At 73.0% G+C, this 19,912-nt stretch carries 21 protein-coding genes; 8 read left to right on the forward strand and 13 right to left on the reverse strand.

All coding sequences use genetic code 11. The features are described 5' to 3' along the window. Positions 1-41 precede the first annotated feature (41 nt). Entirely contained in the window at positions 42-1,337 is a 1,296-nt protein-coding gene (locus EI169_RS12220; RefSeq protein WP_125132578.1) for a GNAT family N-acetyltransferase, read from the reverse strand. A gap of 50 nt (positions 1,338-1,387) precedes the next feature. Here EI169_RS12220 and EI169_RS12225 point away from each other — a divergent pair, with 50 nt between their 5' ends. Then, entirely contained in the window at positions 1,388-2,293 is a 906-nt protein-coding gene (locus EI169_RS12225; RefSeq protein WP_125132579.1) for a diacylglycerol kinase, read from the forward strand. Here EI169_RS12225 and EI169_RS12230 read toward each other — a convergent pair. Continuing rightward, entirely contained in the window at positions 2,286-2,525 is a 240-nt protein-coding gene (locus EI169_RS12230) for a zf-HC2 domain-containing protein (RefSeq protein WP_125132580.1), read from the reverse strand. The genes EI169_RS12225 and EI169_RS12230 overlap by 8 nt on opposite strands. A gap of 12 nt (positions 2,526-2,537) precedes the next feature. Next, entirely contained in the window at positions 2,538-3,134 is a 597-nt protein-coding gene (locus EI169_RS12235; protein WP_240640738.1) for a sigma-70 family RNA polymerase sigma factor, read from the reverse strand. Between the two features lie 104 nt (positions 3,135-3,238). On the opposite strand from EI169_RS12235, the gene aroA reads away from it, so the two are divergent. From aroA to bcp, 3 genes are read left to right on the forward strand one after another with little or no spacing between them, the layout of a single operon-like run. Continuing rightward, positions 3,239-4,576 carry a 3-phosphoshikimate 1-carboxyvinyltransferase gene (aroA, locus tag EI169_RS12240; protein WP_125132582.1) on the forward strand — a complete coding sequence of 446 codons (1,338 nt, stop codon included), beginning with the start codon at positions 3,239-3,241 and terminating at the stop codon, positions 4,574-4,576. 31 nt (positions 4,577-4,607) lie between these two features. Next, positions 4,608-5,669, forward strand: coding sequence for a ribosome small subunit-dependent GTPase A (gene rsgA / locus EI169_RS12245; protein ID WP_125132583.1), 1,062 nt, complete (start codon positions 4,608-4,610; stop codon positions 5,667-5,669). Continuing rightward, positions 5,666-6,139, forward strand: a complete 474-nt coding sequence (bcp, locus tag EI169_RS12250) for a thioredoxin-dependent thiol peroxidase (RefSeq protein ID WP_125132584.1) — start codon at positions 5,666-5,668, stop codon at positions 6,137-6,139. The genes rsgA and bcp overlap by 4 nt, the downstream gene beginning before the upstream one ends. Positions 6,140-6,166: 27 nt before the next feature. On the opposite strand, the gene EI169_RS12255 is transcribed toward bcp, so the two are convergent. Then, on the reverse strand, positions 6,167-6,547 hold the full coding sequence (locus EI169_RS12255; protein ID WP_125132585.1) for a histidine kinase: 381 nt from the start codon (positions 6,545-6,547) through the stop codon (positions 6,167-6,169). Positions 6,548-6,762: 215 nt separating this feature from the next. Here EI169_RS12255 and EI169_RS12260 point away from each other — a divergent pair, with 215 nt between their 5' ends. After that, positions 6,763-7,011, forward strand: coding sequence for a WhiB family transcriptional regulator (locus tag EI169_RS12260; RefSeq protein ID WP_019182239.1), 249 nt, complete (start codon positions 6,763-6,765; stop codon positions 7,009-7,011). A 47-nt stretch (positions 7,012-7,058) separates the two neighbouring features. Here the strand turns inward: EI169_RS12260 and EI169_RS12265 are convergent, their stop codons facing one another. From EI169_RS12265 to EI169_RS12275, 3 genes are read right to left on the reverse strand one after another with little or no spacing between them, the layout of a single operon-like run. After that, a complete protein-coding gene (locus EI169_RS12265; RefSeq protein ID WP_125132586.1) occupies positions 7,059-8,552 on the reverse strand; it encodes a PAS domain-containing sensor histidine kinase in 1,494 nt (497 codons plus the stop codon). A gap of 26 nt (positions 8,553-8,578) precedes the next feature. Beyond that, positions 8,579-9,820, reverse strand: coding sequence for a P-loop NTPase (locus tag EI169_RS12270; RefSeq protein WP_125132587.1), 1,242 nt, complete (start codon positions 9,818-9,820; stop codon positions 8,579-8,581). Next, positions 9,820-10,452 (reverse strand): SAF domain-containing protein, encoded by a 633-nt coding sequence (locus tag EI169_RS12275; RefSeq protein WP_125132588.1) that lies wholly within the window; start codon positions 10,450-10,452, stop codon positions 9,820-9,822. The genes EI169_RS12270 and EI169_RS12275 overlap by 1 nt, the downstream gene beginning before the upstream one ends. A gap of 99 nt (positions 10,453-10,551) precedes the next feature. On the opposite strand from EI169_RS12275, the gene EI169_RS12280 reads away from it, so the two are divergent. Further along, positions 10,552-10,830: a helix-turn-helix domain-containing protein gene (locus EI169_RS12280; protein WP_125132589.1), complete on the forward strand. Its 279-nt coding sequence runs from the start codon at positions 10,552-10,554 to the stop codon at positions 10,828-10,830. Positions 10,831-10,840: 10 nt separating this feature from the next. Here EI169_RS12280 and EI169_RS12285 read toward each other — a convergent pair whose 3' ends face one another. Next, positions 10,841-11,452: a hypothetical protein gene (locus tag EI169_RS12285; protein ID WP_125132590.1), complete on the reverse strand. Its 612-nt coding sequence runs from the start codon at positions 11,450-11,452 to the stop codon at positions 10,841-10,843. Positions 11,453-11,598: 146 nt separating this feature from the next. Here EI169_RS12285 and EI169_RS12290 point away from each other — a divergent pair, with 146 nt between their 5' ends. After that, positions 11,599-12,039: an Rv3235 family protein gene (locus EI169_RS12290; RefSeq protein ID WP_125132591.1), complete on the forward strand. Its 441-nt coding sequence runs from the start codon at positions 11,599-11,601 to the stop codon at positions 12,037-12,039. Here the strand turns inward: EI169_RS12290 and EI169_RS12295 are convergent, their stop codons facing one another. From EI169_RS12295 to secA, 3 genes are all read right to left on the reverse strand, one after another. Next, positions 12,040-12,390, reverse strand: a complete 351-nt coding sequence (locus EI169_RS12295) for a hypothetical protein (RefSeq protein WP_125132592.1) — start codon at positions 12,388-12,390, stop codon at positions 12,040-12,042. 49 nt (positions 12,391-12,439) lie between these two features. Then, on the reverse strand, positions 12,440-13,666 hold the full coding sequence (locus EI169_RS12300; protein WP_125132593.1) for a pyridoxal phosphate-dependent aminotransferase: 1,227 nt from the start codon (positions 13,664-13,666) through the stop codon (positions 12,440-12,442). Between the two features lie 81 nt (positions 13,667-13,747). Beyond that, positions 13,748-16,579, reverse strand: a complete 2,832-nt coding sequence (secA, locus tag EI169_RS12305) for a preprotein translocase subunit SecA (protein WP_125132594.1) — start codon at positions 16,577-16,579, stop codon at positions 13,748-13,750. 373 nt (positions 16,580-16,952) lie between these two features. Here secA and EI169_RS12310 point away from each other — a divergent pair, with 373 nt between their 5' ends. Continuing rightward, complete coding sequence (locus EI169_RS12310) at positions 16,953-18,260, forward strand: hypothetical protein (protein WP_125132595.1); 1,308 nt, start codon at positions 16,953-16,955, stop codon at positions 18,258-18,260. 184 nt (positions 18,261-18,444) lie between these two features. Here the strand turns inward: EI169_RS12310 and raiA are convergent, their stop codons facing one another. Together raiA and EI169_RS12320 are read right to left on the reverse strand one after the other, a co-directional pair. Next, on the reverse strand, positions 18,445-19,101 hold the full coding sequence (gene raiA, locus EI169_RS12315; RefSeq protein ID WP_125132596.1) for a ribosome-associated translation inhibitor RaiA: 657 nt from the start codon (positions 19,099-19,101) through the stop codon (positions 18,445-18,447). Between the two features lie 136 nt (positions 19,102-19,237). Then, positions 19,238-19,882 (reverse strand): phosphoribosyltransferase family protein, encoded by a 645-nt coding sequence (locus EI169_RS12320; protein WP_125132597.1) that lies wholly within the window; start codon positions 19,880-19,882, stop codon positions 19,238-19,240. Positions 19,883-19,912: the final 30 nt, after the last annotated feature.

Genomic DNA, 19,912 nt, shown 5'->3' on the forward strand with positions numbered 1-19,912 from the left:
GGGGCGCCTATGGGCCGGCTGTGACCTGCCCACCGGGAGGCTCAGTACCAGATGTCGAGAGTCGGCGTCACGGCCGCGGCGAAGGCGGCGTCGAGCGCGGCGAGGACCGCCGCATCCGCCCGCACGCGACCCGCCGCCGCGAGCGCGCTCCACCGCACGCCGCCCAGCAGCGCCGACGAGAGCGCCCCCACGTCGGCGCGCACGTCGGGCTCGCCGACTGCGGCCGCCACGTGTGCCGCGCCGGCTGCGCCGGCCTCCAGCCGCCACACGCCCGTCGCGAGGCCGAGGGGATCCTCGACCGCGAAGACCACCGACAGCGGGCGCGCGTACGTGCGTGCCGCGAGCACCGCGGGAACATCCAGGACCCGCAGCCAGCCGTGGTCGGTCACCGACACCCTCGCCGCGCGCTGGTCGGAGATCATCCAGCGCACGGGGTCGTCGACGGGGCGCAGCGACGCGGTGACGGTCGCCACCAGGTCGTGCTCGATCGCGAACCGCCACAGCGCCGCGTGCGCGTCGGGGCCGTCGGCGACGAGCGCGTGGATCCGCAGCTCGTGGGCCGTGTAGTCGTCGCCGCCATCGGCCAGCGCATATACGAGGACCCCGCGGTCCACCTCGCCGTCGCGATAGACGACGGCGCGGATGCGGAGGGCGTTCTCGGTGCCCGGCCGCAGCCCCGCCACCCGTCGCCACTGCCCCGGATACGCGGGCACGGCGCCGGGCTGCGCGCGTCGGACGCGTTCGTGCAGCGCGGCGATCCGCTCGGGCACCTGCTCGCGCGCGACGAACTCGAGCCGGCCGGTCGGCGTCGGGCCGGTCCACGCCGCACGGCGCGTGTCGATGCGCCAGTCGGCGGTGAACACAGCCGGCGAGAAACCCCAACGGCCGTAGATCGTGGCCTCGGTGACGGTCAGACCGGCGAGCGGGAACCCGGCGGCGGCCGCCGTGCGCAGCTCGCCTCCCAGCATCGCCGCCGCGATCCCGCGGCGGCGGTGGGTGGGGGCGACCGTCACGCCGCTGATGGCCCACATCGGCAGGACGCGCTCCGGGTCGACCGTGACCTCGCTCGCCCACGCGTCGATCGTCGCGACGGGCGCTCCAGGATCGGCGGCATGAGGGTCGGTCACGGCGGTCAGACGCCGGTTGACGAGGGCGGCCCGGGACTCGGCGATCTGCTCGGCAGTGGGCTCCTCGTCGAGGAAGCCGCGGGCCACCGCGGGCAGGAAGACGTCGAACTCGGCGCCGTCGTTGGCCATGCGCCGATAGACCAGGCCGCGCTCGGCGAGCGCCGTCGTGGAGGTGTCGTCCAAGGGGAGGTCGCGTGCGTCGACGGTCATCCTTCCAACCTAGGCGCCGGCGCCGACGTGAGCACCGGCATACTGATCGCGTGCACGTCGCCCTGCTCGCGAACCCGGCCGCGAGAGGCGGCACCGCCGTCGCCGCCGCCGAGCGTGCCGTGGCGCGGCTGCGGACGCGGGGCATCCGCACCACGGTGCTCAGCGGCGGCAGCGCGGAGGAGACGACGGCGCTCCTGCGCGCCGCGCTGGAGGCCGACGTGAGCGCGGTGGCCGTAGCCGGCGGGGACGGCACGGTCCATGCAGCGCTGCAGGAGCTCGCCGGCACGGATGTGCCGCTCGGCGTGATCCCGTGCGGCACGGGAAACGACCTCGCGCGCGCCCTCGGCCTGCGCCGGCTGCATCCGGAAGCGGCCGCCGACGTGATCGCGGACGGGCGGACCCGTCGCGTCGACCTCGCGCGGGTCACGCGCGCGGATGGATCGGAGCGCCTGTTCGCGACCGTGCTCGCGTCGGGGTTCGACGCCCGCGTCAACGACCGCGCGAACGCCATGCGGCGGCCGCGCGGGCGCGCGCGCTACCTGGTCGCCATCCTCCGGGAGTTCGTCGCCCTGCGCCCTGAGCACGTCACGCTGTCGGGCGTGTCGGCCGCGGGCGCCGCGGTCGTCTTCGACGGCGAGGCCACGCTCGTCGCCGTGGGGAACACGCCCTCCTACGGCGGCGGCATCCCGATGTGCCCGGCCGCCGATGTCGCCGACGGACTGCTGGATGTCACCGTGGTCCGGCCCGTCGGCCGTCTCGAGCTCCTGCGCCTGCTGCCGCGTGCGTATCGCGGCACGCACGTCGCGCTCGCGCAGGTGTCCACGTGGCGGCTGTCGTCCGTGCGGATCTCCGGCGCGGGGGGCACGGCCTACGCGGACGGCGAGCCGATCGCCGACCTGCCGCTGACGGCCGCCTCGGAGCCGGCGGCGGTCCGGATGTTCGTGCCCGTCAGCTGACGGGCTGTGCGCGCAGGCGCGCGATGACGAGGTCGCGCAGCTCCTCGGGAGCGGTCTCCTTGCACGCCCGGGCAACCACCTCGGTCAGCGTCCGGGCGAAGTGCGCCTCGTCCTGGCACCCCGGGCAGTGCTCCAGGTGCTCGGCGATCTCCGCGTGCGAGGTCTTGCACACCTCGTTGCGGAGGTACTCCTCCAGGTCCTGCCGGGCCTTGTCGCAGCCGCAGTCGCTCATCGTCGCACTCTCCTACTTCTGAGCGGGCGCGGCAGCGCTGATGCCGCGCTCCCGCGCGTAGTCGGTCAGCAGCTCACGCAGCATCCGCCTGCCTCGGTGCAGACGGGACATGACCGTGCCGATCGGTGTCTTCATGATGTCGGCGATCTCCTGATAGGCGAAGCCCTCGACGTCGGCGAGGTACACCGCCATCCGGAAATCCTCTGGAATCGACTGGAGGGCGTCCTTGACGACGGATGCGGGCATCCGGTCGATCGCCTCCGCCTCGGCCGAGCGCGCGCTCGTGGCCGTGGTCGACTCCGCTCCCCCGAGCTGCCAGTCCTCGAGGTCGTCGATGGTGCCCTGGTAGGGCTCCCGCTGCTTCTTGCGGTAGGTGTTGATGTACGTGTTCGTGAGGATGCGGTACAGCCACGCCTTCAGGTTCGTGCCCTGCGTGAACGTGCGCCACGACGCGAACGCCTTCACGAACGTCTCCTGCACGAGGTCGGACGCATCCGCCGGATTGCGCGTCATACGCATCGCCGCCGCGTACAGCTGATCCATGAAGGGGAGTGCCTGCTCCTCGAACTGCGCGCGCGCGTCGACCCCGGCATCGGCCTTGTCGTTCATCACGCGCCAGTCTACGTCGGACGTCGTCCGCCGGTCCGAGACCAGCGTGCGCGGACGCTCGAGCACAACCGTCATCGCACCCCTCCTTCACTAGGGTGGAACCGATGAGCGCCGACACCTATTCCCCCGTCCCGGACGCCGCACCGCGCGGCGAATGGACGGCGCCGGTCGCGACGGCGCCGCTGCACGCGACGGTCCCGGTGCCCGGCTCGAAGTCGCTCACCAACCGCGAGCTCGTGCTCGCCGCGATCGCCGACGGCCCGGGCGTGCTGCGTGCGCCGCTCCACTCCGATGACTCCGCGCGCATGATCGGCGCGCTGCGCGCATTGGGCGTCGGGATCGAGCGCGTCCCCGCCGAGGATGGCGGCGACGACGATCTGCAGGTGACGCCGGTCTCCCCCTTCCGCGGCGACGTCGAGATCGACTGCGGTCAGGCGGGCACCGTCATGCGCTTCGTGGCGGGTCTCGCGGGCCTCGCGACCGGCGATGTCGTGATCACGGCGCACGAGAGCGCGCTGCATCGCCCGATGGGCAACCTCATCTCCGCGCTGCGCGAGGTGGGGGTCGACATCGACGACGGCGGCCGCTGGGCGCTGCCGTTCACGGTGCGCGGGCACGGGCACGTCCGCGGCGGCGAGGTCGAGATCGACGCCGGCGCATCGAGCCAGTTCGTCTCGGGCCTGCTGCTGGCAGCGCCCCGCTTCGACGTGGGCCTGCACCTGCGCCACGTCGGCGACCGCCTCCCGAGCATCCCCCACATCGACATGACCGTCGAGGCGCTCGCGCACCGCGGCATCCATGTGGAGCGCCCCGCCGTCGGCGAGTGGATCGTGCCCGCCGGCCCGGTCCGCGCGAAGGACGTCGCGATCGAGCCGGATCTGTCCAACGCCGCACCGTTCCTCGCCGCCGCGATGGTGGCGGGCGGGCAGGTGACCGTGCCGGGGTGGCCGCCGCACTCGACGCAGCCCGGCGCCCTGCTCGCGCAGATCCTCCCCGAGATGGGGGCCAAGGTCGGACGCCGGGCCTCGCAGCTGACCGTGAGCGCGGGTGAGGGCATCAGGGGGATCGACCTCGATCTCTCGGCGGCGGGCGAGCTCGCCCCCACCCTGTTCGGGCTCGCCGCTCTCGCGGACGGCCCGACGACCCTGCACGGCATCGGCCACATCCGCGGGCACGAGACCGACCGCATCGCCGCCCTCGCGGGGAACCTGCGCGCCCTCGGCGGCGAGGTGCACGAGCTCGACGACGGCCTGCGGGTCATCCCGCGGCCGCTCCACGGCGGGGTGTGGCCGGCGCACCACGATCACCGCATGGCGACGACGGGCGCGCTGATCGGGCTGCGCGTGCCGGGCGTGCGCGTCGACGACATCGGCACGACCGCGAAGACCCTCCCGGGATTCACGCGCCTGTGGTCCGCGATGCTCGAGGACTCGCGCGGATGACCGCGCGGCGGACGCTCTCGGAGGAGGCGCGGTGAGCTGGCTCACCGACGACGACGAGGACGACGACGCGTTCGACGAGAGCGACGTGCGCGTCCGCCCGAACCCGAAGGCGAACCGCCCGCGCACGAAGCGCCGTCCCGCACATGCCGACGCCACCGTCGCGCGCGTGCTGGGCGTGGACCGCGGCCGCTACACCGTCCTCGTCGACGAGGACGGACCCGAGGAGCGGCGCGTCCTCGCCACCCGCGCCCGCGAGCTGCGGAAGCAGCCGATCGTGACCGGCGACCGGGCGCGCGTCGTCGGCGACACGTCGGGCACCGAGGGCACGCTCGGGCGGATCGTCGGCATCGAGCCGCGCACGTCGCTCCTGCGCCGCAGCGCCGACGACACCGATCAGGTCGAGCGGATCATCGTCGCGAATGCCGATCAGATGCTCATCGTCGTGGCGGCGGCCGACCCGGAGCCGCGCGAGCGTCTCGTCGACCGCTACCTCGTCGCGGCGCTCGACGCGGGCATCCGCCCGCTCCTCGTCGTGACCAAGACCGACCTCGCCGATCCGGCCGGCTTCCTGTCCCACTTCGACGGCCTCGACCTCGAGGTCTTCACGAGCGCCCGCGACGAGATGCCGCTCGAGCGCATCGGCGCGGCCCTCGTCGGGCACGCGACGGTCTTCGTCGGGCACTCCGGCGTCGGCAAGTCCACGCTCGTGAACGCCCTGACCGGCTCCGAGCGCGCCACGGGGCACGTGAACGAGGTGACCGGCCGCGGTCGGCACACGTCGTCGTCGACGGTGTCGCTGCGCTATCGGAGCGACGCCGGCAACGGCTGGGTCATCGACACTCCCGGCGTCCGCTCGTTCGGCCTCGGCCACGTCGACCCGGCGCACATCCTCGATGCCTTCACCGACCTCGCCGAGGTCGCGAAGGACTGCCCGCGCGGATGCACGCACCTCCCCGACGCCCCCGACTGCGCCATCGTCGAAGCGGTCGCCGAGGGACGCCTGGGCCCGGGCGGTGTCGCGCGGCTGGACTCCCTGCAGCGCCTGCTCGAGACGTTCACCGACGCCCCGGGCCACCGTAGGCTGGAGGGGTGACCACTCTCTCGACGGGCGACATCGCCCCCGATTTCACGCTGCTCGACCAGGACGAGCACCCCGTCTCGCTGTCCGCTTTCCGCGGCCGCCGCGTCATCCTGTACTTCTACCCCGCCGCGATGACCCCCGGGTGCACCACGCAGGCGTGCGACTTCCGCGACAGCCTCGGCTCCCTGCAGGGCGCCGGCTACACGGTGCTCGGCGTCTCGCGCGACACCCCGGAGAAGCTGCGCGAGTTCCGCGAGCGTGACGGTCTGGCCTTCCCGCTCCTCAGCGACCCCGATCACGCGGTCCACGACGCGTACGGCGCATGGGGCGAGAAGCAGAACTACGGCAAGACGATCACGGGGGTGCTGCGCTCGACCTTCGTCATCGACGAGGACGGGCGCATCGAGCACGCGCTCTACAACGTCAAGGCCACCGGCCACGTCGCGCGGCTGCGCAAGACGCTCGGCGTCGACGCGGCCTGAGCCCGCGCAACACGCGGCGCGCCGCGATCACGCCGCGTCGCGGCCCGATCCGCCCTCTCGGCGCGCGGAGAAGAACAGCAGCGCGCCGCACACGAGGGCCGGCACGGCCAGCAGCGCGGCGACGGCGGGGTTCGCGCCCTCTCCGACGAGCGCGCCCCCCGCGACGGCGAGGATGAGCGCCTGCACGACGATGCCGCCGGAGCGTCCCCACGAGCGCCCGCGCGCCGTCGCGATCGCGAAGGAGATCACGGCGGCGACCCCCACGAGCGTGAGCACGGCGAGGGCGAGCGCGCTGGAGAGCGACGCGATGTCACCGGTTGCGATCGCGACGATCTGCTCGACGAGGAGCACGGCGACCCCGAGCGCCTCGAGGCCCAGCAGCACGGCCGCTGCGATCCGAATGCTCATGCGTCTCCTGTTCCAGCGGACGTCGCGCACGGGTAACGCGGTGGAAACCTCTTGGTCACCTCTTGATCACACAGAGTGCCTGTGGGACCATTGAGTAAGCCGTGTGCTCCCACAGCGACGTGGGGCGAGTCTCCGACTCGCATCTCCCACCAGAGTATCGGACGCCCGAGTCCGGGCCCGAACCGACCTGATTTCCGTTTGCAAGGAGCACCCCCATGGATTGGCGCGACAAAGCCGCCTGCCTGACCGTCGACCCCGAGCTGTTCTTCCCGGTCGGGAACACCGGGCCGGCCGTCGACCAGATCGAGAAGGCCAAGTCGGTCTGCGCGCGCTGCACCGTCACGGAGATCTGCCTGCAGTACGCCCTCGAGTCCGGCCAGGATTCGGGCGTGTGGGGCGGCCTGTCGGAGGACGAGCGCCGCGCCCTCAAGCGCCGTGCCGCCCGCGCGCGTCGCGCCAGCTGACGACACCCCATCCTTCACCGCGCGCGGCGCGCCGGTCGGGTCCGCCATCAGTTCGCGCTGCGCTCGATGTAGCGCAGCGGGATCTCGATCGTGACCTCGGTGCCGCTTCCGACGAGCGTGTGCCAATCGATCGTGCCGCCGAGCTCCCCCTGGATGAGCGTGCGGACGATCTGCGTGCCGAGCCCGCGTCCGACCTGACCCTCGGGCAGACCCACGCCGGTGTCGCGCACGCTCACCTCGAGTACGTCCTCCGTCCGCTCGGCGGCGATCTCCACGTCGCCCTCCTGCCCCGCAAGGCCGTGCTCCACCGCGTTGGTGACGAGCTCGGTCAGCGCGAGGGCGAGCGGCGTCGCGTACTCGCTGGGCAGCGTCCCGAATCGGCCGGTCGTGCGGGTCTTCGCGCGGGTGTTCGGCGCCGCGGCGACCTCGGCGACGAGCTTGAGCACGCGCGCGAACACGTCGTCGAAGTCGACGTTCTGCGCGAGCCCCTCGGACAGCGTGTCGTGCACGACCGCGATCGCCGACACGCGGCGCATCGCCTGGGTGAGCGCGTCGCGCGCCTCGTCCGAGTGGGTGCGGCGGGCCTGGATGCGCAGCAGCGACGCGACCGTCTGCAGGTTGTTCTTGACGCGATGGTGGATCTCGCGGATCGTGGCGTCCTTGGTGATGAGCTCCTGCTCCTGATGGCGGATCTCCGTCACGTCGCGGCACAGCACGATCGCGCCGACGCGCGTGCCCCGCTCGCGGAGCGGGATCGTGCGCAGCGACACCTGCACGCCGCGCGCCTCGATGTCGGCGCGCCACGGCGCCCGCCCCGTCACGACCACGGGCAGCGACTCGTCGACCTGCCGCTTGCCCGGCAGGATGCGGGTGACCACCTCGACGAGCGACTCGCCCTCGAGCTCGTCGTCGAAGCCCATCCGGTTGAACGCGGACAGCGCGTTGGGACTCGCGAACGTCGTCACGCCGTCCACGTCGAGGCGGATGAGTCCGTCGGATGCGCGCGGGGCGCCGCGCCGCGGGGCCGTGGGCGCGGACAGATCGGGGAAGGCGGCGGTCGCGATCATCCCGAACAGGTCGTCGGCGCAGTCGTTGAAGGTGATCTGCTGACGCGAGGGCGTGCGCGTCTCCCCCAGGTTCGTGTGGCGCGTGAGCACCCCGACGGTGGTCACCGGCGCACCGGCGGCGTCGCGTTCGCGGACGATCGGCACCGCGCGCACACGCGTCGGGGTCTCCTCGAACCAGTCGGGCGACGCGGAGTCGACGATGCGACCGGTCTGGAAGGCTTCGCGCACCTGCGTGTGCCACTGCGGGCGCACACGGTCGCCCACGATGTCGCGGTAGAAGAGGGTCGCCGCGCCGCCCGGGCGCGTGTGCGCGACCGCGACGAACGAGTCGTCCTGCGTCGGCACCCACACCACGATGTCGGCGAAGGCGAGATCGGCCAGCAGCTGACCGTCGCCGGCGAGCCGATGCAGCCATTCGACATCCGCCGCGGACGAGCGGCCCTGGGCGTAGACGAGGTCGCTGAGGGTGGACACTCCCCCAGGCTAATCCCCCCGGGCGCTCACGCGTTGCGCACGGCCCGGCCGGCAGCCGCGCGTTCGCGCGTACGCCGGCGCTCGCGCACCGGTGCTCCGGGCGCGGGGTGGATCGCCTCACCGACGAGGCGACGCACCGCCGCGGCCAGCGGCGAGCGCGGCGCGGTGTCGGCGACGGCCCGCCCCGCCAGCATCGCCGCGTCGACGGAGCGCGGATCGGTCGGCACGAACCACACGTCGCGGATGTCGGCGAACCGCTCGAGCGTCCGCCGCACCTGGCCGCGCGCATCCAGGCCCAGGGTCGCCGCCCGCACGCGGTTGACGACGACGACCACGCGGGTCGCCCCGACGGTCGCGCGCAGCTCGGCGTAGGCGCGCACGAAGCGGGCCACCCCGATCGGGTCGCCGGCGCACACCGCCACGACGAGGTCGGCGGCCTCCAGCGCCGCGATCGTCGCGGCGTTGCGGCGCGGGCCGTCGAGGTCGCTCACGATCTCCTCGTCGCGCTCGAGGGACGCGGCGACGTCCACGACCGTCGCCTGCGCCCACGAGCGGCACGCGCCGAGGGCGGCCGCGACACGGTCGGCGGAGAGCTCGGGCCACCGGCCCGGCCGGTTGATGCCGGTGAGCACGTCCACGACGCCGCCCGCCGTGCGCACCGGCACGCTGATGCGGTCGAGCTCGGCGGCGTCCAGCCCGCCGAGCCCCGCCTGACGGCATGCGGCGGCGAAGCCCGGCCCCTCGTCGTGAAGTCCGAGGGCGAGGGCGAGCGACGGCGCGTGGGCGTCGGCGTCGACGAGCCCGACGCGGCCGCCGTCGCGGGCGAGCTCCGCGGCGATCTCGGTCGCAAGGGTCGAGCGTCCGGGCGCACCGTGCGGACCCCACACCGCCACGATGCGGCCGTCCGCCCCGCGGGGGGTGGCGGGCATCGGCGCCGCGGCGGGCAGGCGGAGCGCTTCGGCGAGCGCCCACCCGGCGGTGTCGGCGGGCAGGGCCGGCGCGACGCCTGCCCGCTCGGCCAGGCGCCGACCGCGCTCGTCGTCCGCGAGGGCGACGATGCGGATGCCCCGCGCGTCGCACGTCGCGAGGACGCGCACATCGAGGGAGGCGGGATCGGCTCCCACGATGAGGGCGTCGACGTCTTCGGCCAGCGCCACGCCGTCCAGCAGCGCCTCGGGGGCGGTGGCCGCCGCCTCCAGCCCGCTGTCGACGAGCTCGGCGGCCAGTGCCCGCCCGCGCGGGAGCGGCAGAGCGACGAGCACCCGCATCAGGGCGCCACCCCGGCGATCGGCACGACGGAGAGCACAGACCCGTCGGCGAGGGCGGCGAGAGCTGCCGCGACATCCGCCCTGGGGATCACGAGCTCGAGCGCGACACCCGAGCCCGCCAGCGCCCCGTCGTCGCGCCGCACGGCGGCCACGGTCGCCTCGGGCACCAGGATGCGCGGCTCGAGGTAGGTCGAGGGCTCTTCGCCCGGAGGCGCCGACCACAGTTCCACGCGTGTCCCCGATGTCACCGACTCCGGGACGTCAGCGGCCGCGTCGACCACGATCGAGGTGACGCGGGCGTCGTCGGCCGCCCCGATCGCCGCCGCGGGGACCAGTTCGCCTGCCGCGACGACCCGCGTCGCCACCGCGCCGTCGTCGAGCGACTGCGGGCGCAGGTAGGCGTCACCGGCGGCGCCGAGGGCCACCTCGACCGCACGGAAGTCCGACGAGTCGAGCGTCTCGCCCGGAACGATCGTGCGCGCCGCGGCGAGCACCGGTGTGGTCTGGCGCGCGGCCGCGACGACGAGCCACACGCCGGCGATCGACGCGGCGATGAGCACGATGCCCAGAAGGAAGCGCGCGTCGCCCCAGAACGGTCGCGGGCGACGGCGGGGCGCAGGAAGAGCCGTCATGGCCGATATCGTGCTCCGGCCGCGCCGTCGGCGTCCGCGATTATCCACAGCGCCGAGGGGCGCAGAGGGCGGTCGGGGGCCGACCGCCATAATGGGCACATGCCCGAGCGCCCCCCGACCGGCTCGCGCCTGCTCGCGCCCGCGCAGGTGGCGGAGCTGCTGGGCATCGGCGTCGAGGAGGTCATGGCTCTCGTCCACGAGCGGCGCCTGTCCGGCTCCCGCGTGGGGACGCCGGCGCGATGGCGCATCGAGGAGACGAGCGTCGAGGACTACCTCGCCGACCAGGCGGAGGACGCGCGGCGCATGGCGCTGTGGCGCCAGTCGAACGCGGCGAGCTTCCCCGAACTGTGGGGTCGCGGCCCCCGCGGCGAGCGCTGACGCGCGCCGATCACACCGGGCGCGCCGGCGCGCCGTCGACCGCGATCCACGCGATCGACGAGAACGGCACGAGCCGGTAGCCCACGATGTCGGATGCCCGCCGCGGCGCCCCCGCGTCGTGCAGCGCGAGGTCGAGGTGGTCGGCGCCGGCGCGGTCGATCGTGCCCGACAGCGTCCGGCCGTCGCGCGTGTGCACCGAGACTCCCGCGCGGCGACGCACGACGTCGCGGACGGCGAAACCGAACGTCGCGCGCCGCGCCACGGTGGACGCCGAGGCGGCGTCGGGGCGCGCCGAGCGGAGCAGGTCGGCGTGCGGCAGCGACACCGACACGATCGCCGCGAGCGGGACGAGGGCCGCGCCGGCGCGCGAACCCCACGGCGACAGCAGGAGCCAGTCCGCGCCGAGTCCGACGATGGGCGCGGTGATGACCGCATCCGCCCCCGCGTCGACGCCCACCGCGATGGTCTCGGCGCCACCGCCGGAGAGCGCCGCGAGCCGCTCGTGCAGGCTCAGGCGCGACAGGCGCAGCCGCTCGGCCTCGGTCTCCAGCGCCGCGCGCTCCGCCTCCCACTCGGAGGCGAGCTGATCCTCGACGTCTTCGAAGAACCGGTCCCAGCGCATGGCGCGAGGCTAGAGCACGCGCGTGAGGCCCGCGTGAGACTTTCCACATGTTGCCCGGGCGCCCTGTTGTCCGGATAAGACGCATGGTCTACTGACTGCCGAGGATCCCCCCGGTCCTCTCCTCATCCGGTCGAGAGGGGCACGCCATGGCATCGACGCCCGCGGGAGTCACCCGCACCCATCCGATGACGGCGCGCGTGTGGGATGCCGACGAGTTCTTCGCCCCGCAGCGCACATCCGCCGCCGCCCTCCCCGATCCCGAGCCGCTGCTGCGCAACCTCACCCGCGGCGTCCTCGAAGTGCTCGCGGGCGTCCGGGAGATCGAACAGCTCGCGCGCTGGGTGACGGAAGACACGTTCCGTGCGCTCCTCACGCGCGCCAACCTCGCCACGCGCGCCCGCAGCGCCCGCGGCGTGCCCGCCACGCGGCCGGTCTACGCGATCGGCTCCGTCCGGATGTGCGTGCCGACCGACGGCGTGGTCGAGTCGGTCATCGTGGTCCGCACACCGCCGCGCACGCGAGCCATCGCCGTGCGGCTGGAGGGGATCGACGGCCGCTGGCGGGCGAGCTCGCTCGCCCTGCTCTGATCAGTCCTCGGCGTCGATGAGCTCGAGGAGACCTCGCAGCGCGTCGCGGATGTCGTCGTGGTCGTACTGGCCCGCGCGACTCTCCCCCGCGATCACGCCCGAGCGGTGCACCTTCGCGAAGTCGCCGTAGGGGAACGAGTACGCACCCTTCGTGTGCGGGTCGGCGTCCTTGTCGATGCCGAGGTGCCAATGGGAGTACTCGGTCCACCCGTGCGTCTCGATGAAGTCGTTCTCCTGCCAGGCCGATGGGGCGGCCTCCGACCACGCGTCGCGGTCGTCGCGGACCACATCGCCGTCGCGGACGAGGGCACGCGCCTGACGGAGCGCGGGAGCGTTCAGTTCGATCGCCATGCGACGAGGCTAGGCGCCCGCATCCGCGCCCGGCGAGGGGCTTGACGGGTCAGGGCCGGTAGGACGCGAGGAAATTCCCGAGCCGCTCGATCGCATCGGTGAGCACGCGCGCCTCCGGCAGCGTCACGATGCGCAGATGATCGGGCGTCGGCCAGTTGAAGCCCGTGCCCTGCACGAGCAGCACGTGCTCGGCGACGAGGAAGTCGTACACGAACTGCCCGTCGTCGGGGATGTCGTAGACCTCCGGGTCGAGGCGGGGGAACGCGTACAGCGCGCCCTGCGGCTTGACGCACGAGACACCCGGGATCGACTCGAGCGTCTGCCACGCCGCGTCGCGCTGCTCGTGCAGCCGCCCTGTCGGCGCGATGAGCGCGTCGATCGACTGCACGCCGGACAGGGCGGCCTGGACGGCGTGCTGCGCGGGGACGTTCGGGCACAGCCGGGTGCTCGCCAGCAGCGTGATCCCCTCGATGAAGCCGCGCGCGTGGTCCTGGGGCCCCGTGATGACGAGCCATCCGGAGCGGTATCCGGCGACGCGATAGGTCTTGCTCAGGCCGTTGAAGGTCAGGCACAGCAGATCGGGTGCGACGGTCGCCATCGGGATGTGCACGGCGCCGTCGAAGAGGATGCGGTCGTAGATCTCGTCCGAGAGCAGCAGCAGCGAGTGCTCGCGCGCGATCTCCGCGATGCCCTCCAGCACTTCGCGCGAGTACACCGCACCGGTGGGGTTGTTGGGGTTGATGACGACGATCGCCTTCGTCTGCGGCGTGATCTTGGCGCGGATGTCCTCGAGGTCGGGCTGCCAGCCGTTCTGCTCGTCGCACAGGTAGTGCACCGGCGTGCCGCCGCCGAGCGCGGTCATCGCGGTCCACAGCGGGTAGTCCGGTGCGGGGATGAGCACCTCGTCGCCGGTGTCCAGCAGCGCCTGCATCACCATCGTGATGAGCTCGGACACGCCGTTGCCCAGGTACACGTCGTCGGGGTCCACGTGCGGGAAGCCGTCGACCTGCTCGTAGCGCGAGACGACCGCGCGGCGCGCCGACATGATGCCGCGGCTGTCGCTGTAGCCGTGGGCGTGCGGCACCGCCTCGATCATGTCGCGGACGATCTGGAACGGCGCCTCGAATCCGAACACGGCGGGGTTGCCGGTGTTGAGCTTGAGGATGGTGTGCCCGTCGGCTTCGAGCCGGTCGGCCTCGACGAGGGCCTGTCCCCGGATCTCGTAGAGGACGTCCTTCAGCTTCGACGATTGGTCGAGGGGTCGCAGCGGGCTCATCCGCTCAGACTAACGCCGGCGCACGCGTGCGACCGGCCGCGGGAGCGTGCCAATGCCGCTCCCGTGGCCGGTCGCGACCGCCTACTTCTTCTTCTCGGCGGCGCGGCGCTGCTGGCGGTTCTGCGCGGGCGCGGATGCGGCGGCTCCGCCGTCCACGCGCTGCCCGAACGCACCGCGGGCCGCCGGCTCGGCGGGCCGCGTCTGCCCCGCGGCAGAGCCTGCCGGGGCCGCGCCGGCCGCGGCGGCGGCCTGCCGCATCCGGTTCGTCGCGGCCTGCTGCACCTGGCCGCGGTCGTTGCGCACCTCGACCTCGCCGGCGTCGTTCGCCGCGGAGTACTCCAGTCGCTGGACCTCGCCGGGGCCGTTGCTGAGCCCCTTCGCCTCGACCTCGGCGGCCTGCTCGCCCTCGACGCGGCGCACCTCGACCTCCAGGTTGAACAGATAGCCGACCGACTCCTCCTTGATCTGGCCCATCATCGACTGGAACATCTGGTAGCCCTCGCGCTGGTACTCGATGAGCGGGTCGCGCTGGGCCATCGCCCGCAGGCCGATGCCGTCCTTGAGGTAGTCCATCTCGTAGAGGTGGTCGCGCCAGCGGCGGTCGAGCACCTGCAGCACGACGCGGCGCTCGAGCTCGCGCATCGCGGCCTCGCCGAGCTGCTCCTCGCGCTTGGCGTACGCGATGCGGGCGTCGGAGAGGATCTCGCGCTTGAGGCCCTCCGGGGTGATGCGCCCCTTCGTGCCGGCGTCGGCGACGACCTCGTCGATCGTGACACCCACCGGGTACAGCGTCTTCAGCTCGGTCCACAGGGCGTCGAAGTCCCAGCTCTCGGTGTGCCCGCTGCCGGTGTGGTCGTCGATGACGGCCGAGATCGCGTCCTCGATGAAGTGCTGCACACGGTCGGCGATGTCGTCGCCCTGCAGGATGTGCCGACGGTCGGCGTAGATCGCCTCGCGCTGGCGGTTCAGGACGTCGTCGTACTTCAGGACGTTCTTGCGCAGCTCGGCGTTGCGGGCCTCGACCTGAGCCTGCGCGCTCTTGATGGCGCGCGAGACCATCCCCGACTCGATCGCGACGTCGTCGGGGAAGTTCGCCCGCGACAGGATCGCCTCGGCCGCGCCGGACTGGAACAGGCGCATGAGGTCGTCGGTGAGCGACAGGTAGAAGCGGCTCTCGCCGGGGTCGCCCTGACGGCCCGAGCGACCGCGCAGCTGGTTGTCGATGCGGCGGGACTCGTGGCGCTCGGTGCCGAGAACGTACAGGCCGCCGGCCTCGACGACCTTCGCGGCCTCCTCGGCGACGGTGTCGCGGACGGCGTCGTAGACGCCCTCCCACTCCGCCTCGTACTCCTCCGGCGTCTCGACGGGGTCGAGGCCCTTGGCCTTCATCTCCTGGACGGCGAGGAACTCGGCGTTGCCGCCGAGCATGATGTCGGTGCCGCGGCCGGCCATGTTCGTGGCGACCGTCACGGCGCCCAGGCGCCCCGCGCGCGCGACGATCTCGGCCTCACGCGCGTGGTTCTTGGCGTTGAGCACCTCGTGCTTGACGCCCTTCTTCGCGAGGAGCCGCGAGAGGTACTCGCTCTTCTCGACGCTCGTGGTGCCGACGAGAACCGGCTGGCCCGTCGCGTGGCGCTCGGCGATGTCCTCGACGACCTGGGCGAACTTCGCCGTCTCGTTCTTGTAGACGAGGTCGGACTGGTCCTTGCGGATCATCGGCTTGTTGGTCGGGATCGGCACGACGCCGAGCTTGTACGTCGACATGAACTCGGCCGCCTCGGTCTCGGCCGTTCCGGTCATGCCGGCGAGCTTGTCGTACAGGCGGAAGTAGTTCTGCAGCGTCACGGTCGCGAGCGTCTGGTTCTCGGCCTTGACGGGCACGTTCTCCTTGGCCTCGATGGCCTGGTGGATGCCCTCGTTGTAGCGGCGCCCGACGAGGATGCGCCCGGTGTGCTCGTCGACGATCATGACCTCGTCGTTCATCACGACGTAGTCGGTGTCGCGCTTGAACAGCGCGAGCGCCTTGATCGAGTTGTTCAGGAACGAGATCAGAGGCGTGTTCGCCGACTCGTAGAGGTTGTCGATGCCGAGGTAGTCCTCGACCTTCTCGATGCCGGGCTCGAGCACGCCGATCGTGCGCTTCTTCTCGTCGACCTCGTAGTCGACCCCCGCCTCGAGCGTGCGCGCGATCTTCGCGAACTCCGCGAACCACCGGTTGGCCTCGCCGGAGGACGGGCCGGAGATGATCAGCGGCGTGCGCGCCTCGTCGATGAGGATCGAGTCCACCTCGTCGACGATCGCGAAGAAGTGCCCGCGCTGGACGAGGTCCTCCTTGCGCCACGCCATGTTGTCGCGGAGGTAGTCGAAGCCGAACTCGTTGTTGGTGCCGTATGTGATGTCGGCGTTGTACTGCTCACGGCGGACGTCGGGCGTCTGGCCCGACACGATGACGCCGGTCGTCATGCCGAGGGCGCGGTAGACGCGGCCCATCAGCTCGGCCTGGTAGGACGCCAGGAAGTCGTTGACCGTGACGACGTGCACGCCTTCGCCGGCGATCGCGTTGAGGTAGACCGGCAGCGCCGCGGTCAGGGTCTTGCCCTCACCCGTCTTCATCTCCGCGATGTTGCCGAGGTGCAGCGCCGCGCCGCCCATGACCTGCACGTCGTAGGGGCGCTGGCCGAGCGTGCGCTTGGCGGCCTCGCGCACGGCGGCGAAGGCCTCCGGCATCAGCCGGTCGAGCGTCTCGCCCGCCTCGTAGCGCGCCCGCAGCTCGACGGTCTCGTTGCGCAGCTCCTCGTCGGTGAGGTGCTCGTAGTCCTCCTCGAGCGCGGCGACCGCTTTCACGACCTGCTGGAGGCGGCGCAGGATGCGGCCCTCGCCGGCGCGGAGCAGTTTCTCGAGAGGGTTGGCCACGGAGGATCTCCATCTGTCGGGGGCGTCGCGGTGTCGGATGGTCCGCGACGCGCGCCTGCGGACAGGCACACCCCGCCATGTTATCCGTTCGTGACCTCTGAGGTTCCTGGCAGACCCGCCGTCCGGTCGCGCCCGTCCGTCCCGGCCGCGCCAGCTCGGCGCGCGCCGTCACGCACGACCGCGGGGGTCGTGCCGAAACGGGCGCGGAAGGCCCGATGGAAGCCCGAGGGGTCGGACCGAGGCGGTGGCGGACATCATCGAGGAGGCGGCGCGATCGAGCGCGCCCGCCCGCTGAGCGAGCTTCGCGGGGCCGCCCGCTGAGCGGTCAGCGAACACGCGGCGCGGATCCGGCGGTGGCTCGTAGGATCGGATCATGGCGGGCTTCTGGGGCAGGCGAAAGCGTGAAGAGCAGGATGCAGCCGACGCGGACCTCATGCGCCGCGCCGAGATGGCGCTCGTCGCGGCCGATGAGCGCATCCGGCTCACCTCCGACGAGTTGAACTTCGCGGTCGCCGAGCTCGGCGAAGGACCGACGGCCGATCTGCGTGCGGCGCTCGACGCCGTCAAGACGCACATGGGCGAGGCGTTCACCCTGCATCAGCTCAACCACGACGAGATCCCCGACACCCCGGAGGAGCTGCGCACACGCAACGCCCGCATCGTGCAGCTGTGCCAGTGGGCGGAAGACCTCCTCGAGGAGCGCACCACCGCGCTGCAGCCGACCATCGAGCGGGTGCGCCGGGCGCCCGAGATCCTGCAGCGCGTGCGCGACGACCGCGAGCGCCTCGCCGATCGCATCGACCCCGCCCGGGAGGCGCTGCTGCGCCTCTCGCAGCGCTACAGCCCGTCCGCGCTCGCCCAGGTCGCCGGCAACCCCGACGAGGCCGCGCAGCTGCTCGATTTCGCCGTGCACACCGCGGACGTCTCCGACCGCCGGCGCGCGGCCGGTCAGCGCGAGCAGGCCTCCGTCGCGCTGGAGGCCGCGACCGAGGCGGTCCGTCGAGCGGAGTCGCTCCTGGACGCCGTCGACGCGTTCGAGATCGAGGCGCTGCGCGCCGAATCCACCCTCGCCGCCGTCATCGACGATTCCCGCGGAGACCTCATCGAGGCACGGTCGGGACCGCAGACTCCCGCGGTGCGCGCGGCGATGGCCGACCTCGACGCGGCGCTGCAGGCGCTGCCCGCGGGCGGCGGCAAGGACGATCCGTTCACGACGCTTTCGCGGCTGCGGACGGCCAACGCGGCGCTGGACGCCGCGCGCGAGCGCGCCGCGCGGCCGGTGCCCTCGCAGGCCCACGTCGACCACGCCGTCGACGACGCCGACCGGCAGATCTCCGTCGCGCGCAGCGTCATCGCCGGGCACCGCGGCTACATCGGCGCCGACGCGCGCACGCGCCTCGCGGAGGCCGAGCGGCTGCGCGCGGAGGTTCCCCTCGGCCCGATCGACGAAGACCACCGCGAGCGCGCGATGGGCACGGCCCGCCGCGCGGGCACCCTCGCCAGCGAGGCGCTCCAGCTCGCGCAGCAGGACATCGAGTCGTCCCGCTACAACGACTGGGGCGACGGCGGCTGGGGCGGTCGCGGCGGCCGTGGCGGCGGCATGGGCGGCGGCAACATGGTCGGCGGCATGCTGGGCGGCCTCGTCATCGGCTCGCTCCTGGGCGACATCTTCGACGGCTGACCCCGCTCCGGCGCAGCGAGCACGACGCCGCCGCACGTATTCAGGCTGCGGGCCCCGACATCGGCCGAATCCGGCCCTTCCGGCGGGTGCGCCCGGGCGTCAGCCTGAATTCGTGTCGGCGCAGCGCGGCCGGACGCAGACGACGGGGCCCCCGCCGCGCGAGGACCCCGTCGGAGAGCGGACGTCAGGACGCGACGGCCTGCGGCTGCGCGGCGGTCGCGAGCGAGATCACGCCGTAGTCCCAGCCCTTGCGGCGGTACACGACGCTGGGGTGATCCGTGCGCGCGTCGATGAAGAGGAAGAAGTCGTGGCCGACGAGCTCCATGCGGTCCACGGCGTCCTCGACCGTCATCCACTCGGCGTCGAACTGCTTCTCGCGGATGACGACGGGACTGTAGGGGGCCTCCTCACCGTCGGCGACGACCGGGATGCTGCCGGTCGCGACGGCGCGGATGACATCGACCGAGGCAGGCTGCACGTCGATGCCCTGCAGGGCCCCGGAGCCCTTCTCGAACTTGGCACCGCGGGGGTGGTTGCGGTTGTCGACGCGCTTCTCCTTCGCGCGCCGCAGCTGCTCGGCCATCTTGTCGACGGCCTTCTCGAGGGCGGCGAACTTGTCGCCGTCGACCGCTTCGGCCCGCACCACGGGCCCCTTGTGCGTGAGGGTCAGTTCGACCGCCTCGTCCTCCATGCGGCCGTTGCGGTACGACCGGTGCGTCACTTTGACGTCGAGCGTCTGCGCGCGGGGACAGAGGTGTTCGATGCGAGTGGCCTTCTCCTCGACGACACTGCGGAAGCGGTCGGTGATCCCGACTCCCACGCCGACGATGCTGGTGTCCATCCGTTACCTCCTTGTTCCGGGGCCGCCCACGTCCGGGTTCCACCTTTCCAAGGGCGGCCATCCGTCGCCTTGTGTCCCCCCACCGTAGTCGCCCGGTCCCGCTGTGTCACCCGTGTTCCGCGACGCCACAGGAGGTTCATCGCGCGAGGGCCAGCCGGCGCGGCGTGGCCGCCGCCGTCACGGCTCCGACGACCTCCGCGCCGCCCTCGCGGAGGGCCCGCGCGGCCTCCTGCAGGGTCGCCCCCGTGGTGACGACGTCGTCGACCAGGAGGATGCGGCGGCCCGCGCACGGGCGTGCACGCATGCTGCCGGCCACGTTCCCGGCGCGCTCCACGCGCCCGAGCGCGCGCTGGTCGGCTGTCGGGCGCCCGAGGCGCAGCAGCGGCTCGGTGCGCCATCCCGCGCGGCGGGCGAGCAGCTCCGCGACCCGGTAGCCGCGGCGGCGCATCGACGCGCGCGAGGTCGGCACGGCGACGACGGCGTCCGCGGGGGGCCACGACGCCGTCAGGGCTGCGGCCGTGAGTCCTGCGGCGAGAGGACGCGCGAGACCCGTGCGGCCGTCCTCCTTCAGCGCCCGGATGACGCGCGCCGCGACGCCGTCGTAGACGAGACCGCTGCGCACCTCGAGCCCCGCGACGCTGCGCGCGACGACGGCGGGGAGGAGGGCCGTCCGGCACCGCGCGCACAGTACCTCGTCGGGGGCGTCGCATCCGGCGCACGCGACCGGCAGGACGAAGGCGAGGGCGGCGGCGAGCGCGCCGCGCAGCGTGTCGGAGTCCACGTCGTCAGGCTGCCGCGCGGGCGGCGCGGC

The sequence above is a fragment of the Microbacterium sp. 10M-3C3 genome (assembly GCF_003931875.1).
Classification (GTDB): domain Bacteria; phylum Actinomycetota; class Actinomycetes; order Actinomycetales; family Microbacteriaceae; genus Microbacterium.